Here is a 14,482-nt window from a genome sequence, read left to right as displayed (position 1 = left end):
GTACCCATACAAAAGTTTTCCAGCAAGGCACCGAGCCGCAGGCAGTACAAGTAGTACGACAAGGCGAGGTAACGATGCTGGAAAACTTTTGGTTTACTACTTACAAGGATTCCAATGAACATCATTGTGGTCTCTCACCGTATGGACAAAGCCATTTCACTCGGTCCGCGCGAACTGACCGCGCTGGGTGTGGCAATCACAGTATTGATCGGTGCAGCCGCATTCGGCCTGGGAATGCTGTTTGCGCCTAGCCGTGTAGAACCATTACTGCGCTTTATGCCCGGACAACACGTCCGCCAGAACGAGATTGATGCGCTGGCGGTGCAAGTCGGCGAACTGCAGGCCAAATTAACGCGGCTCGATAGTCTGGCCACCCGCGTAGGCGATAAAACCGGCATTGATATTAAACCGTTTTTAAGCAAAAACGCAGCACCGCAAGGCGGGCTGGCGCACGAAGGCCGCTCATTTGCGGTTTCCGGCTTACGGAGTTTGCTCGAAAATACCGACGCAAAAATGATGGCAATGATCGATCAATTGACGCTGGCCGAAGCCATGCTGATCACCCCAGACGCCAATTTTTTGCCGCGCCATTCACCATTGGGCGTATTGCCGCAATCATCGAGTTTCGGCTGGCGAGTTGATCCATTCAAAGGCACTCAGGTCTTTCACGAAGGGATCGACTATCAGGGCGATGTCGGCACCCCCATTGTGGCCGCCGCCACAGGCAAGGTCGTGTATGCAGCTTACCATCCGCAGTATGGTAATATGGTCGAGCTTGATCATGGCAAGGATTTAACCAGTCGCTACGCCCACGCCAGCCAACTGCTGGTCAAGGAAGGCGATACGATTCAGGTGGGCCAAAAAATCGCGCTGCTGGGTAGCACCGGGCGTTCAACCGGGCCACACCTGCATTTCGAGATTCGCTATCGCGGCGTGGCACAAAACCCGTTGCGATTTCTTGATTTGGGTTCATCCAGTTATGCTCAAGCGGGCAAACCTTGAAAAAACCAGGGCAGGAGCAATCTAAGACCAATCAACCAGCCAAGAAATAGCGGGCACTGGTCTTAGTCCAACTTAATAAAAACTGAGCCTCTCAACCGAGGCCGTCACGTGGTAGCAATAATGATCTCGAGTCTGCTGAAAAGAGTATTTGGAAGCCGTAACGACCGTTTGTTGAAACAATACGGTGCCATCGTCAAGCAGATTAATGCACTAGAGCCGCAAATCTCCGCTTTGTCCGATGATGAGTTACGCGGCAAAACCGCTGAATTCAAGGCTCGTCTGGAAAAAGGCGAGACTTTAGATCAAATTCTGCCCGAAGCTTTTGCGGTCTGCCGTGAAGGCGGCAAACGCGCCTTGGGTATGCGTCACTTTGACGTACAGCTGATTGGTGGTCTGGTCCACCATCAGGGCAAGATTTCCGAAATGCGCACCGGTGAGGGTAAAACGCTGGTTGCCACACTCGCAGCCTATCTGAACGCACTGACCGGCAAAGGCGTTCACGTCATTACCGTCAACGATTACCTCGCGCAACGCGATGCGGCGCAAATGGGCAAACTGTTCAACTTCCTCGGCCTGACATGTGGTGTGAATCTGGGTCAGATGGCGCACGAAGACAAGCAAGCCGCTTACGCTTGCGACATTACCTACGGTACCAACAACGAATTCGGTTTTGACTACCTGCGCGACAATATGGTGTTCTCACCTGGCGAGCGCGTACAGCGTGGCATGAACTTTGCCATTGTCGACGAAGTGGATTCGATCCTGATCGACGAAGCGCGCACGCCTTTGATCATTTCGGGTCCAGCCGACGACAATACCGATCTGTATCTGGCGATGAACGGGATTCCGGCGCAACTGGTTCGTCAGCTTGAAGAAGAAGGCGAAGGCGATTACTGGGTCGATGAAAAAGCGCACAGCGTGATGCTGTCCGAAGCCGGTCACGAACGCGTCGAGCAGATTCTGACTGAAATGGGTCTGCTGCCAGAGGGCGACAGCCTGTATGCCGCTGCGCACATCAGCCTGATTCACCATTTGAACGCCGCATTGCGCGCGCACTCATTGTTTATCAAAGATCAGCACTATGTCGTCATGGATGGCGAAGTCATCATCGTTGACGAACACACAGGTCGTCTGATGTCGGGTCGCCGCTGGTCCGAAGGCCTGCATCAGGCCGTCGAAGCCAAAGAAGGCGTGGAAATCCAGCAGGAAAACCAGACACTAGCAACGATCACGCTGCAGAATTACTTCCGCATGTACAGCAAGCTGTCGGGCATGACCGGCACCGCCGACACCGAAGCGTACGAATTCCAGCAAATTTACGGTCTTGAAACGGTCATCATTCCGACCAACAAACCAATGATCCGCCAAGATAGGCAGGATCAGGTATTCAAAACCGCGAACGAAAAGTACAACGCCATCATCGCCGACATCAAGGGTTGCGTCGAGCGCGGCCAACCCACCTTGGTCGGTACGACGTCAATTGAACAATCCGAATTGCTCTCCGGCATCCTGAACAAGGAAGGCATCGCGCATAATGTCCTGAACGCCAAACACCATGCCAAAGAGGCGCAAATCGTTGCACAAGCCGGTAATATCGCTCAGGTGACGATCGCCACGAATATGGCCGGTCGTGGTACCGACATCGTGCTCGGTGGCAGCATCGAGCGCGATATCAAGGACATCGAAGCCGACGAAGCGCTCGACGAAGCAGCCAAAGTCGTCAAGATCGCCCAGCTCAAAGCCGAATGGCAGGAACGTCACGACAAAGTGCTGGCCGCAGGCGGCTTGCACATTATCGGTACCGAGCGCCACGATTCGCGCCGGATCGACAATCAGTTGCGTGGCCGTTCAGGCCGTCAGGGCGATCCGGGCTCTAGCCGTTTCTATCTGTCACTCGAAGACACGCTGCTGCGCATTTTTGCCGGTGATCGCGTTGCCTTCGTGATGGACAAGCTCAAAATGCCGGAAGGCGAACCAATCGAAGCGGGTATGGTATCGCGTGCGATCGAATCGGCGCAGCGCAAAGTCGAAGGCCGCAACTTCGATATGCGTAAACAATTGCTCGAATACGATGATGTCGCCAACGAGCAGCGCAAAGCAATTTACAACCAGCGCAATGAAATCCTCGAAAGCAGCGACGTGGCCGACACGATCAATGCGATGCGTGACAGCTATATCAGCGAACTGTTTGACCAGTACATTCCGCCCGACTCAATGGAAGAACTGTGGGATGCCGAAGGACTGGAGCGCGCGATGAGCGAGCTGCACGTCACTGTCGCAGCCGCCGACTGGATCAAAAATGAAACGACGCTCAGCATCGAAGACATGAAAGCGCGCGTTGTTGCTGCGGCCAAAGCCGCTTATGACGCGAAAATTGCACTGGTTCCTGAAGAAAACTTCCGCAATTTCGAGCGCTCGGTCTTGCTGCAACACGTTGACCAATACTGGCGTGAGCATTTGTCGGCACTGGATCACCTGCGTCAAGGTATCCATTTGCGCGGCTATGCACAGAAAAATCCGAAACAGGAATACAAACGCGAAGCATTCGAGCTGTTCGCAGCCTTGCTCGAACAGATCAAGCGCAATGTATTGCAGATTGTGATGACCGTGCAGATTCGCGGACCGGAAGATGTCGAAGCCGTTGAGCAACACGCCATTGCCGAATCCGACATGCAGTTTACGCATCAGGACATCGAGGAAATTATCGCCAGCGGCGACGAAGAAAAAATCCGCGAAGTGCTGATGGCGACGATGAATCAGGAAGGCGGCCCCAAACTCCGTTTCGCAGGTGTAGGTCGCAATGACCCATGCCCATGCGGCTCAGGCAAGAAATACAAGCATTGCCACGGCCAGCTGGCTTAAGTTTCACGCCACAGAATAATAAAAAAGCGACCGCAAGGTCGCTTTTTTATTATCAGGGTATACCATCATAAGCCATACGCAACAAGACCCACAGAGCAATACCCCTAGGAAGTAGTTTTTTCCTGCACACCGTCCTCCTCGGCTTCTTCCGGCTCTTCGTGCACTTCGAGCGATAAGTGATCCAGCCCGCTGCTGTGCTCTTCCTTACGGTGATGCTGGCTATTGAGCTTGATCTTCAGCCGCAATTCATTGAGCGAATCAGCGTTCTTCAGCGCTTCTTCCATGCTGATTTTTCCCGCTTCATACAGATCAAACAGCGCCATATCAAAGGTCTGCATCCCCAGCTCTTTCGATTTCTGCATCGCCGTTTTCACACCGCCGACGTCGCCTTTGAAAATCATATCGGCGACCAGCGGTGTATTGAGCAGAATCTCGATTGCCGCACAGCGCCCTTTGCCATCGGGCGTCGGCACCAACCGCTGCGAAATAATGCCGCGCATATTCAGCGATAAATCCATATACAGCTGTGGGTGGCGCTCTTCGGGGAAGAAATTGACGATGCGCTCCAACGCCTGATTCGAGCTATTGGCGTGCAGCGTCCCCATGCACAGATGGCCGGTTTCGGCGAAATTCATCGCGTATTCCATCGTTTCACGGTCGCGAATCTCGCCAATCAGAATCACGTCGGGCGCCTGGCGCAAGGTGTTTTTCAGCGCGGCAAACCAGCCCTTGGTATCGCGGCCCACTTCGCGGTGCGTGACGAGACAATTCTTGTTTTTATGCAGATATTCGACCGGGTCTTCAATCGTGATGATATGGCCATGGCTGTGCTCGTTGCGGTAATCAATCATCGCCGCCATCGTCGTTGATTTGCCCGATCCCGTGCCCCCCACCAGCAGCACCAGCCCGCGTTTGCTCATCACGACTTCTTTTAAAATCTTCGGCAGCCCCATTTCGTCAAAATTGGGAATCTTGCTGGTGATCGTCCTGAGCACCATGCCGACTTTTTCCTGCTGCATAAACACATTGACGCGAAAACGGCCGATACCTTCCGGGCTGATGGCAAAATTGCATTCGAATTCTTCGTCAAACTCGGCCTGCTGATCAGGCCGCATAATCGCGTACGCCAGCGCGCGCGTTGCCACCGCATTGAGCTTTTGCTGCCCGACCGGCGTCATCTTACCGTTGATTTTCAGTGCGGGCGGGAAGTCATCGGCGATAAACAGATCGGATGCTTTGTGTTGAATCATCATGCGCAACAAATCGTGCATGGTTTTTAGTGCTTGTTCGGGGCTCATCGCACTCTCCATAGGTAAAAGCTCAGCCACCATCGTGGCAGCACAAATCGACTTCTGCAACCCGTCTCAAGCCATCAAAACCGCTACTTTTGATGACTCAGATCAGTGTCCGAAATATTCAATGATGCGATGACAAGGGCTCACCCAGCACCAGCTCGACCTGATAAGCCTTGGCTCGCAACAAGCTGGGCAAACCGCCTTTACCTATCATGTGCAGACTACCGACCGCGACAAACAATGACTGGTCTTTGCGCAGCAGCTCGTCGATCCGCTGCGCCATAATCAGATTGCGATCATCCAGCAGGCGCTTCATCACGCGTCTATCCTCGGCGCTCTTTTCGCATTCGCACCAGTCGCGGTAGTTTTCCATGACGGACAAATCGGAATCAATCCACGCATCGACCATTTTGCTCAGTTGTTTGCGAGCTGAGCCCGATTCGATTTGCGACAATGCAGACTCGATTTCCGCCTCACTAACGCTGCGATCGCCACCGATCAAGGTATTGATCTGCTCGGCGGCGGTTTCCAATGCAATCACCGGTTTCTGGGCTGTTTTGGCTGCGCTGATCAATAACAGATCAGTCCCAAAATCAGTCTCTATCCCGTCGGGCTTTCCTGCCATCACCATCATACTGCCAAATAACAAGATCGGATGCAGCTGCTGTGTCAAACTGGCAGGCAGGCAAAGTGCTTCCAGTTGGGCGTTGAGCCGGGACTGAAACCGGCGCGGGATTTTGCCCGCCCCCTGGCGCCCCAGCCGGGCAATTTCGCTTAATGTTGCGTTATCGCTGATATCGAGTTCAACGGCCAGCGCATCGCTTTGCTGCAAAGCCGCCCGCGTTTTTAGCCCCGGCATCACGCCATCGAGCCGGTTAGCATGGATGGTGCCGTACAGCCAAGACACCCAGCCATTTTTACTGACTTTCCACAAAAAGCCATGATCACTCGCCTGATCCATCAGCCGCTGGATCATTTCCGGATTGGGCGTAACCGGGTTTGCTGGGCATTGCGCAAAGCTGTTTGAGCTTGACCAGCACAACAACAGCGTTAGCACCAAACGGCATACTTGCATCGCACATTTCATAATCCAGCCCACATAACAAAATCCACAATCAACGCAGCAAGCAACGACATCAAATTCAAACCACCTTCTGCAAAAAATGCTCGCAAATTACTGCAAAAATCCTTACATTACTTACCTTTGCTAATTACCCTACCCATGCATTAACACCATGAAAAAACTAATTTTAGCCCTTTCTTTTACACTGCTCTTTTCAGCCTGCGCAACTGTGAATAAACAGGCTTTCAACAAGGAAATGGCAACGAATATCAAGACTTTAACCATTACCCGCCAGGATGCGCCTGAAAAATATGGCATCAGCATTATTGCGCACCCGGGGCTTAATTTCGGCCTGGTTGGTGGATTAATTGCAGCAGCAGACATGGAAAGCAAATCCAGCACACTGACGACTGCACTTGACCCAAAAATCACCAAACTCAGAGAGCGCCTTTCCAATCAGTTAATTAGCGAATTGGGAAAAGCCGGTTACACCGCTGAAATGATGAGCCACCCGGATGAAAAAGACCCTGTTGTATTAATTAACGACCTGCGTGGCAAAGTAGCAAGTGACGGGATTTTGGCCACCAAAATTTATGCAGCCTATATCGCCGCAGGGCCGACTACCCCTTATTACCCGTATATCAGGGCTGAAGTTGCACTTGCGGATTCGAAAAATGGCAAAATTCTTTATCAAGATACTTTCACTTATGGCTACACCTTCCCGGAAAGCAAGACAGTACATTTAAACAGCCGTCCTGAATATCAATTCAATGATATTGATCAGTTGGTCGCCAAAACCGATCTGGCTCGCGAAGGGCTGAGTAAAGGGGTTGAAGCCATTATTGGCGTTGTGGCCAGCGATCTGGCCAAAAACCCATGATCCGGCAACTGATCATGGTCTGCGCACTCCTGCAGCTAACAGGGTGCGCCACGCTACCGGGCGGCAAAATGCTCGCTACGTCGGGCAAGCAAGCTTTGCAAGCCGCACCGGTACAAGCCACTTTAACCGAAGCACAAAGCCAGCCTTTACCGCTGGTACCAACTCAGGTGCAACTCGGCAAACTTGATCCGGCTTATTTATTTGGCACCAGCGACAAAGCTTTTTTCAAACTGTATCGCCTGCCTGTATTTAAGGAGATATATTCGGTCACGATTTCGACGCGTCAGGAAGGGCTGATGGGTGATTCGATGTTATTGCTGCCCAATGTGCTCATGCTTGACGAAGCGTTCAAGGTCAAACGCAGTTTTAACGAGAACAAGCTGCGCAATCGCGGTTCTGGCGTTGAATTGACGGTTTTTATCAATCCAAGCAATGCGGATGAACATTATATGCTCATCCGGAATGGCAACCTTGAAAGCTCGCTAAAACAAAATATGCCCATAGTACAAACCAATTTCATCTCGACGCCCTATGGCACGTTCATGATCACCAATGGCTCGGAGATCAGCAGCGAGATCCATAGTAGCCCGGTCGGAATGCTCAACATTGAGCAGCATGGTTTAACTGAAAAATAATCACCTTCGGCAGAAAAGCACTCGCATTACTGCGAGTGCTTTTCAAACATCGCCTGCACATCGCGCACCAGCTGCAAGGACGCCTCGATTTCATCCTTGCGGATCGCGACGCTCTCAACATTACACCCTATGGGTATATGCTTCTCAGAGGCAAATGACAATAGCTCCGAGAATATACCCCTGCATGCATCGAGTGACTCGGCCAAGATATCGCCCGAATGCACCAGATCGTTTTCCAGCCATTTCGGAATACTGATTCCCAGCCACTTCATGAATTCGAGTGTTTTCACCGAGCCGCACGGTGTAATCGTGAAAATGATAGGCACCATGGGCGTGCCGCTTTTCTGGCAGGCGTAGTAGTAATCAGACAGGAAATTCTTCGCCGCCTCGACGTTGTAGACACATTGCGTCACAAAGAACGAACACCCCTCAGCGACCTTGTTCGCGACACGGATGTGCTCGTCGTGTTTGACCAGATGACGCTCGGGAATCGCGACACCGCCGACCAGCAGATTTGGATTGGTTTCGCGTCGCAGTGCATACGCTTGCGCGACGGTCAGCGCGACTTGTTGCTCGCGCGAAGCCGCGCCAACAAATACCGACACGCCATCTGCCATCGCGGCCAGATCGGCGCGAAAAACGTCGGGCGAATATTTGCCAACACAGCGGTAGTTGATTTTCGGCACGTCGAGTGCGACCAGATAATCGTGGCTGTAAACCAGCGGATCGAGCGTCGCCAGAAACGGAAACGGCCGCGTCACGTCGGTACGGTCGGCCTCATCCTGAATGTCGTACAGCACCAAGCCATCGACCCCCAAAGGCGCGATGCGTTCGATTTGCAAAGCGGCGATTTCGGCGATTTTTTCTGGCGGATGGTTGGCCTTCGGTGGCGTAATACCGTACAGCACAATGCCCGCTTCGCGGTTGAGGATTTTGTTTCGCAACGTCATGATGAGCCTAGCTAGTCTTGGTTTTAAGCTGATTTTACGCGAATTTGATCGTCAAGCAGGCGAAAAAGCCGACAGTTCATCATGAAGCAAATTCATACCCTTTACGGATTTATACTTTCACGCAACGACTTCTGATGCAAAAACTGGTCGGGTTTGCAATAAAAGCATGACCTGCTTTCATGCCTAAGCCGAACAGACAGCCTTGTTCAGCACATGCCCCAGCTGCCCATCGCCATAGGTTTTGAGCACTTGCGAGATGATGACCTGATAGCCGCCTAGCCATTGCGTGTAGCGTTTTTTCGCTTCGATATGCTTGGGATGGGCGATCAGCTCTTTTAGCCCGGCCTCGGACTCCCAGTAATAGACATTGGCGATGCGGCCGGTTTTGGGGTCTTCCCAGGCTTCTTCGCCGATATAGCCCGTCGTTTCTTTCGCTGCGGCGGCGATCAGCGCGTCGAGCACGTGAAATTCGTCGTCGTATTCTTTCGCGGTGAAGATGAAAGTGGCTGAAAACATCAATACCTAACCCTGTATATGAATGAAGGCCATATAAAATATGGCCTTCAACTAAATACCCAAGCAAAGCAACTGATAGGCAGGTAGCGCCGCTCAAATGACACGATCATTCGGACAAGGCAGCAATCCCCCCTAACCCCAATGCCGCTCACTTAAGCTGATACGCTGTAAGTTCCCCCCTTCGACGAAGGGGGGCTAGGGGGATTTGGCACTGCCTGGGCTTCTTTGAGGCTTGAAATATCGTCAAATCCCCCTCAATCCCCCTTTTACAAAGGGGGAAGCCAAAAACCTTAAGTGAACGGCATTGCCCCTAACCCCCCTTCGCAGAAGGGGGGAATATCATTGATTACTCTTCGTCGCGCGGTTTGCCGCCGCCGAGTAGCGCGGCGGTGGGTGCTGAGCGGCGACGTTGCTGGCCTTGGTGGCCTTCCGAATGCGGTGTGTGCGTTTGCGGTTTGCGATGATCGGTACGGTTCGCATCGCGTGCGGCCGGACGACCATCACGCGCAGATGGACGACCGCCGCGCGTGTCAGGACGCGGTGCGCCGTCGCGACCGGCTGGGCGCGAGCCCCCTCGGCTGTCACCGCGTGAACCGCCACGACCGCCCGTTTCCGGCTTGTCGTAATAACCGCCTTGGCGTGGAATCGGCGGGAAGCCGCCCAGTGGATCGTAGCTATTACCGTTGCTGCGGCGCTGGCCACTGCCACGACGACCACCTTGCATCAGCTCGGCAGGCAAGGCGTTGGCGTTCGACATCGGTTGACGTTCGTCGTAGTTTTCACGCGGGGCACGGCCAGGCGCGCCCTCAGAACGTGGGCGACGTTGCTCGCTCGAACGTGCGTCACCGGCTGGACGGCCGCCACGGCTATCGTTGCGTGAGCCTCTGTCCTGACGCGGAGCGCGTTGTTCGCCGTCGGCACGACCTTCACCCGCAGGGCGACGGTTACGATCAGCCGTCCGTGGCTGACCATCGCGGGGTGGACGCGGCGAACGCGGTTCGCGAGCGGGTTCATCGCTGCTCGCTGCGCCTTCAGCACGTGGCTGGCGCGCTTGTGGATTGCGTGGACTCCGGCGCTGCGCATTGCTTTCAGCGGCGGCTTTTTTCGCTGCCATCGCTTTGGCAACTTCTTCCGGGCTGGCACCGGCGGCGAGCATTGCGTCTTTTTCAGCTTGCAGCGCTTCGGCGTTGGCTTTGTTCCAACCCTTAGGCGGACGAGAATTCGCGTTGCGCGGATTGCGCGGCGGGCGATCACGACCGAGGCCACCGCGAACAATCGGCTCAGGCTTGACGGTCAAATCGGCCTCAAAGCCGGGAACGATAAATTTCGGGATGCTTTGCTTGGTCAGTTTTTCGATGTCGGCGAGGAATTTCAATTCATCGACGCAGACCAAAGACAGCGCTTCGCCGGTACAACCGGCGCGGCCAGTACGGCCAATGCGGTGAACGTAGTCTTCCGGCACATTCGGCAATTCAAAATTGACCACGTGCGGCAATTCTTCAATATCGAGGCCACGCGCGGCGATGTCGGTCGCAACGAGCACTTGCAGCTCGCCGGTTTTAAATTGCGCCAGCGCTGCGGTGCGGGCGTTCTGGCTCTTATTGCCGTGAATCGCCATCGCGGTGATGCCGTCTTTGTTCAATTTTTCAGCGACGCGATTACACGCGTGCTTGGTGCGCATAAACACCAAGACCTGATGCCAATCGCCTTCCTGAATCAGATGCGTCAGCAGCGGCAGCTTTTTATCGCGGTCGACCAGATGCACGCGCTGGCTGACGAGTTCGTTCGTCGTATTGCGGCGCGCCACTTCGATCAATGCCGGATTATTGAGCAGCTTGTCAGCGAGCTCTTTGATTTCGTCGCTAAACGTCGCCGAGAACAGCAGGTTCTGGCGTTCGGCCGGAACGAGTTTGAGTACCTTTTTGATATCGTGGATAAAGCCCATATCGAGCATGCGATCCGCTTCGTCCAGCACCAGGATTTCTACAGCAGACAAATCGACCGTGTTCTGGCCAGCATGGTCGAGCAGACGGCCCGGCGTGGCGACCAGAATATCGAGCGGCGAATGCAGGCGACGGTGTTGCGGTTTGATATTGACACCGCCAAACATCACCATCGACGTGTACGGCAGGTATTTGCCGTAGGTTTTGACCGATTCTTCGACCTGCGCGGCCAATTCACGCGTCGGCGTCAGAATCAATACACGCGGTGCGCCTTTCTGGCTCGTTGGCGCACCTTTATCAATCAGTCGCTGCAAAATCGGTAAAGTAAATCCGGCGGTTTTCCCGGTTCCGGTTTGTGCTGCGGCGAGCAAATCACCACCGAGTACCACTTGAGGGATGGCCTGCGCCTGAATCGGCGTCGGTGTGGTGTAACCAGTTTCAGCAACAGCACGCAATAGCGGCTCGGCCAATTTAAGATCGGCAAAAGTCAGTTCAGACATTGAATATTCCTGCTGCGGCCTATCGCGGGCGCGATACCAATCCAGGGCAGGTTGAGGTAAATGGATGAGGGAGGCCGGGTGACTAAGTAGACAGGCAAAAATGCGCTCGCTGCGTTACCACGCCTCGCCGTACAGCTTGTACTGCTTTCGGCTTGGTGCCTTGCGATAGAATTTTTGAACCATGACTTAGCACTACACCACGGCGCGCCGATTGGTTGGGCGCTAAAACTCGGATTCTACAGAGTATTTAGTCAAAAAAACAAACGCTGTATGCAAAAAAGGTCGCTTTGTGCTGTTTATTTGATCAATGGTCGATTTCTGCCGGTACATCCATCCGGCGTTGTACCGATCACTCCGAACGGCTACGGCCTGATACAAGCCGAAGGCGAAAGCGCTACACTACGATCTTTTCCGCTTTTGCACTGTCTCATGGCCATCAAATCAACGGTTTTCAAAGCCGAACTCAATATCAGCGATATGGATCGCAATTATTACGCGACTCACCAGCTGACCATCGCACGCCATCCATCCGAAACTGACGAACGCATGATGTTGCGGCTGGTGGCTTTTGCCCGCCACGCCAGCGAATCACTCGAACTCACTCGCGGCCTGTGTGCCGACGACGAGCCTGATATCTGGCAGCGCGATCTGACCGGCGCAATCGAGCAATGGATCGATCTGGGCATGCCCGACGAAAAGCGCATCAAGAAAGCGTGCGGGCGCTCAGCCGAAGTCTGGATTTACGCCTACGGCGCGCGCGTGGTGGATATCTGGTTTGACGGCATCAAAGGCCAGCTGACGCGTTTTGATCATTTGAACGTTGTCGGCGTCGATGCCGAAACGCTGGCTGAACTCGCCAAAATGACCGAACGCACGATGCAGTTGCAATTCACAATTCAGGACGGCCAGACCTGGGTGTCGGATAACACGCACAATGTCCTCGTCGAGCCGCGCGCTTTGCTGAACATGGGGCAAGTCGTCAACCAGTAGTCCAGTATGTATACTGACGCAGAGCAATCTGCATATTACTCACAGAGCAATACCCCACATAAAGGATGTTTTATGAAATCTCTGCTTGCTGCCCTGCTCATCTCCAGCCTTAGCCTGACCGCGTATGCGAGCGAAGCGGCCAAAACCATCAAGACCGAGTCGGGAATCGAAATCACGACACTGAAAGAAGGCAAAGGCGCGGCACCGAAAGCGCTCGACACCGTTAGCGTGCATTACCGTGGCACTTTGCCTGATGGCAAGGAATTCGATAGCTCGTACAAACGCGGCGAACCAGCGACCTTTCCATTGAGCCGCGTGGTACCTTGCTGGACTGAAGGCGTGCAGAAAATCCGCGAAGGCGGCAAAGCCAAACTGGTTTGCCCGCCGAAACTGGCTTATGGCGAACGCGGCGTACCGGGTGTGATTCCGCCGAATGCGACGCTGATTTTTGAAGTGGAATTGCTGAAGATTATGTAATACCGCAACGGGTATCCGCATATAGCCATTATTTATCAAGGACCATACAAAGATACCCTTGCAATTTATTTAATGATTAGGCGGCTATCTCAGCAAATCGTCGTACCGGCGCACTCTGTGTACCTAAAGGCAAAAGCCGGTACCCAGAGCGCTGTTCAAACAAGCATTGCGGCTAGATTCCGGCTTTCGCCGGAATGACGAAACAGGGTTTGCTGAAGTGGCTACCTAATCAGGATTTAATTTTAATCAGCGCAGCAATATTGAGCGCAACGCGGCGCAGATTGCTCTGGGCGTTGGCGAGCGCTTCTTCCTGCGACATGGGTCGATCGACGCACGAAAACACCGCGTCGATGCCATGCTCGTACACCTGATCGACGCCGTCACCCACGCAACCGACAATCGCAATGACCGGCAGCTGGTATTGCTTGGCCAGTTGCGCGACGCCGATTGGCGTTTTGCCGCAAAGACTCTGCCCATCCAGACGGCCTTCGCCGGTAATCACCAGATCGGCGTCAAGCAGATGCTGCGCCAGCCCCGTTGCTTCAAGCACAATGTCGACGCCCCGGCGCAAGCGACAGCGAAAAAACGCCAAAGCCGCTGCGCCCATCCCGCCTGCCGCGCCAGCACCGGCAAGGTGTTCAACGTCTTGATGTAATTGTTCACGAATGATCTGTGCGTAATGGCTTAGCGCGGCATCGAGTGTGGCCACCATTTCTGGCGTGGCGCCTTTTTGCGAGCCAAACGTTGCCGACGCACCGCGCGCGCCAGTAAGCGGGTGATTAACGTCGCAGGCGATGTCAAATTCGCACTGCACCAGACGTTGATCCAGACCCTCAACATCAATCCGCGCCAAACGGCTCAGCGCAGCGCCTCCGGCGGCCAGCATCTGACCTTCTGCGTCGTAAAACTGGACGCCCAAAACCCGCAACATCCCGCTGCCGCCGTCATTGGTCGCCGATCCGCCCAACGCCAGAATAAAGCGCCGTGCTCCGGCATCGAGCGCAGCCTTGATCAGCTCGCCAGTGCCTTCGCTGCTGCTCAGCAGCGGATTGCGGCGCTCGGGCGAAATCAGCATCAGGCCACTGGCCGCCGCCATTTCGATCACGGCGGTTTGCCCATCGCCGAGCATTCCCCACTGCGCAACGATTTCATCACCCAAGGGGTCGTGGACGCTGGCGGAGTGCAGCAGCCCTCCCGTCGCGTCGATAAGCGCAGCCAGCGTGCCTTCGCCACCGTCGGCCATCGGTACTTGCACGATTTCAATCTCTGGCAACTGCGATTGGAGCGCTGCGGCGATTTCGTGCGCAACCTGTTTGGCGCTGAGCGATTCCTTAAATGAATCGGGGGCGATCACTATTTTTTTCATCGA

General features: G+C 54.1%; 12 protein-coding genes. 6 read left to right on the top strand and 6 right to left on the bottom strand.

The genetic code is table 11. The annotated features are described in order from the left end of the window. Positions 1-114: 114 nt before the first annotated feature. Entirely contained in the window at positions 115-1,002 is an 888-nt protein-coding gene (locus ACG2XO_RS06095) for a M23 family metallopeptidase (protein ID WP_410499929.1), read from the top strand. A gap of 120 nt (positions 1,003-1,122) precedes the next feature. Beyond that, positions 1,123-3,864, top strand: a complete 2,742-nt coding sequence (gene secA, locus ACG2XO_RS06090; RefSeq protein WP_410499928.1) for a preprotein translocase subunit SecA — start codon at positions 1,123-1,125, stop codon at positions 3,862-3,864. A 104-nt stretch (positions 3,865-3,968) separates the two neighbouring features. Here secA and ACG2XO_RS06085 read toward each other — a convergent pair whose 3' ends face one another. Together ACG2XO_RS06085 and ACG2XO_RS06080 are read right to left on the bottom strand one after the other, a co-directional pair. Beyond that, a complete protein-coding gene (locus ACG2XO_RS06085; protein WP_410499927.1) occupies positions 3,969-5,162 on the bottom strand; it encodes a PilT/PilU family type 4a pilus ATPase in 1,194 nt (397 codons plus the stop codon). A gap of 118 nt (positions 5,163-5,280) precedes the next feature. Continuing rightward, positions 5,281-6,234, bottom strand: coding sequence for a TraB/GumN family protein (locus ACG2XO_RS06080; RefSeq protein ID WP_410499926.1), 954 nt, complete (start codon positions 6,232-6,234; stop codon positions 5,281-5,283). Positions 6,235-6,394: 160 nt separating this feature from the next. Between ACG2XO_RS06080 and ACG2XO_RS06075 the strand changes: the two genes are divergently transcribed. Beyond that, on the top strand, positions 6,395-7,102 hold the full coding sequence (locus ACG2XO_RS06075) for a hypothetical protein (RefSeq protein WP_410499925.1): 708 nt from the start codon (positions 6,395-6,397) through the stop codon (positions 7,100-7,102). Further along, positions 7,099-7,737 carry a hypothetical protein gene (locus ACG2XO_RS06070; protein WP_410499924.1) on the top strand — a complete coding sequence of 213 codons (639 nt, stop codon included), beginning with the start codon at positions 7,099-7,101 and terminating at the stop codon, positions 7,735-7,737. The genes ACG2XO_RS06075 and ACG2XO_RS06070 overlap by 4 nt, the downstream gene beginning before the upstream one ends. A 26-nt stretch (positions 7,738-7,763) precedes the next feature. On the opposite strand, the gene ACG2XO_RS06065 is transcribed toward ACG2XO_RS06070, so the two are convergent. The 3 genes from ACG2XO_RS06065 to ACG2XO_RS06055 all read right to left on the bottom strand — a co-directional run bounded on the left by ACG2XO_RS06065 (position 7,764) and on the right by ACG2XO_RS06055 (position 11,646). Next, positions 7,764-8,687: a methylenetetrahydrofolate reductase gene (locus ACG2XO_RS06065; protein ID WP_410499923.1), complete on the bottom strand. Its 924-nt coding sequence runs from the start codon at positions 8,685-8,687 to the stop codon at positions 7,764-7,766. A gap of 183 nt (positions 8,688-8,870) precedes the next feature. Next, positions 8,871-9,203, bottom strand: coding sequence for an antibiotic biosynthesis monooxygenase family protein (locus ACG2XO_RS06060; RefSeq protein WP_410499922.1), 333 nt, complete (start codon positions 9,201-9,203; stop codon positions 8,871-8,873). Positions 9,204-9,549: 346 nt separating this feature from the next. Continuing rightward, a complete protein-coding gene (locus tag ACG2XO_RS06055) occupies positions 9,550-11,646 on the bottom strand; it encodes a DEAD/DEAH box helicase (RefSeq protein WP_410499921.1) in 2,097 nt (698 codons plus the stop codon). Positions 11,647-12,075: 429 nt separating this feature from the next. Here ACG2XO_RS06055 and ACG2XO_RS06050 point away from each other — a divergent pair, with 429 nt between their 5' ends. Together ACG2XO_RS06050 and ACG2XO_RS06045 are read left to right on the top strand one after the other, a co-directional pair. Continuing rightward, positions 12,076-12,636: a YaeQ family protein gene (locus ACG2XO_RS06050; protein WP_410499920.1), complete on the top strand. Its 561-nt coding sequence runs from the start codon at positions 12,076-12,078 to the stop codon at positions 12,634-12,636. Between the two features lie 72 nt (positions 12,637-12,708). Next, a complete protein-coding gene (locus ACG2XO_RS06045) occupies positions 12,709-13,113 on the top strand; it encodes an FKBP-type peptidyl-prolyl cis-trans isomerase (RefSeq protein WP_410499919.1) in 405 nt (134 codons plus the stop codon). 229 nt (positions 13,114-13,342) lie between these two features. Here the strand turns inward: ACG2XO_RS06045 and ACG2XO_RS06040 are convergent, their stop codons facing one another. Next, positions 13,343-14,479, bottom strand: coding sequence for a glycerate kinase (locus ACG2XO_RS06040; RefSeq protein ID WP_410499918.1), 1,137 nt, complete (start codon positions 14,477-14,479; stop codon positions 13,343-13,345). Positions 14,480-14,482: the final 3 nt, after the last annotated feature.

The sequence above is a fragment of the Chitinibacter sp. S2-10 genome, assembly GCF_046530675.1.
Classification (GTDB): domain Bacteria; phylum Pseudomonadota; class Gammaproteobacteria; order Burkholderiales; family Chitinibacteraceae; genus Chitinibacter.
Note: the sequence above shows the minus strand (reverse complement) of the source record. Positions and strands in the feature narration are given on the sequence as shown.

Coding starts and splice junctions, on each gene's coding strand:
- ACG2XO_RS06045 (WP_410499919.1), top strand. CDS start 12,709: ATGAAATCTCTGCTTGCTGCCCTGCTCATCTCCAGCCTTAGCCTGACC.
- ACG2XO_RS06075 (WP_410499925.1), top strand. CDS start 6,395: ATGAAAAAACTAATTTTAGCCCTTTCTTTTACACTGCTCTTTTCAGCC.
- ACG2XO_RS06050 (WP_410499920.1), top strand. CDS start 12,076: ATGGCCATCAAATCAACGGTTTTCAAAGCCGAACTCAATATCAGCGAT.
- ACG2XO_RS06040 (WP_410499918.1), bottom strand. CDS start 14,479: ATGAAAAAAATAGTGATCGCCCCCGATTCATTTAAGGAATCGCTCAGC.
- secA (WP_410499928.1), top strand. CDS start 1,123: ATGATCTCGAGTCTGCTGAAAAGAGTATTTGGAAGCCGTAACGACCGT.
- ACG2XO_RS06065 (WP_410499923.1), bottom strand. CDS start 8,687: ATGACGTTGCGAAACAAAATCCTCAACCGCGAAGCGGGCATTGTGCTG.
- ACG2XO_RS06055 (WP_410499921.1), bottom strand. CDS start 11,646: ATGTCTGAACTGACTTTTGCCGATCTTAAATTGGCCGAGCCGCTATTG.
- ACG2XO_RS06060 (WP_410499922.1), bottom strand. CDS start 9,203: ATGTTTTCAGCCACTTTCATCTTCACCGCGAAAGAATACGACGACGAA.
- ACG2XO_RS06085 (WP_410499927.1), bottom strand. CDS start 5,162: ATGAGCCCCGAACAAGCACTAAAAACCATGCACGATTTGTTGCGCATG.
- ACG2XO_RS06070 (WP_410499924.1), top strand. CDS start 7,099: ATGATCCGGCAACTGATCATGGTCTGCGCACTCCTGCAGCTAACAGGG.
- ACG2XO_RS06095 (WP_410499929.1), top strand. CDS start 115: ATGAACATCATTGTGGTCTCTCACCGTATGGACAAAGCCATTTCACTC.
- ACG2XO_RS06080 (WP_410499926.1), bottom strand. CDS start 6,234: ATGCAAGTATGCCGTTTGGTGCTAACGCTGTTGTTGTGCTGGTCAAGC.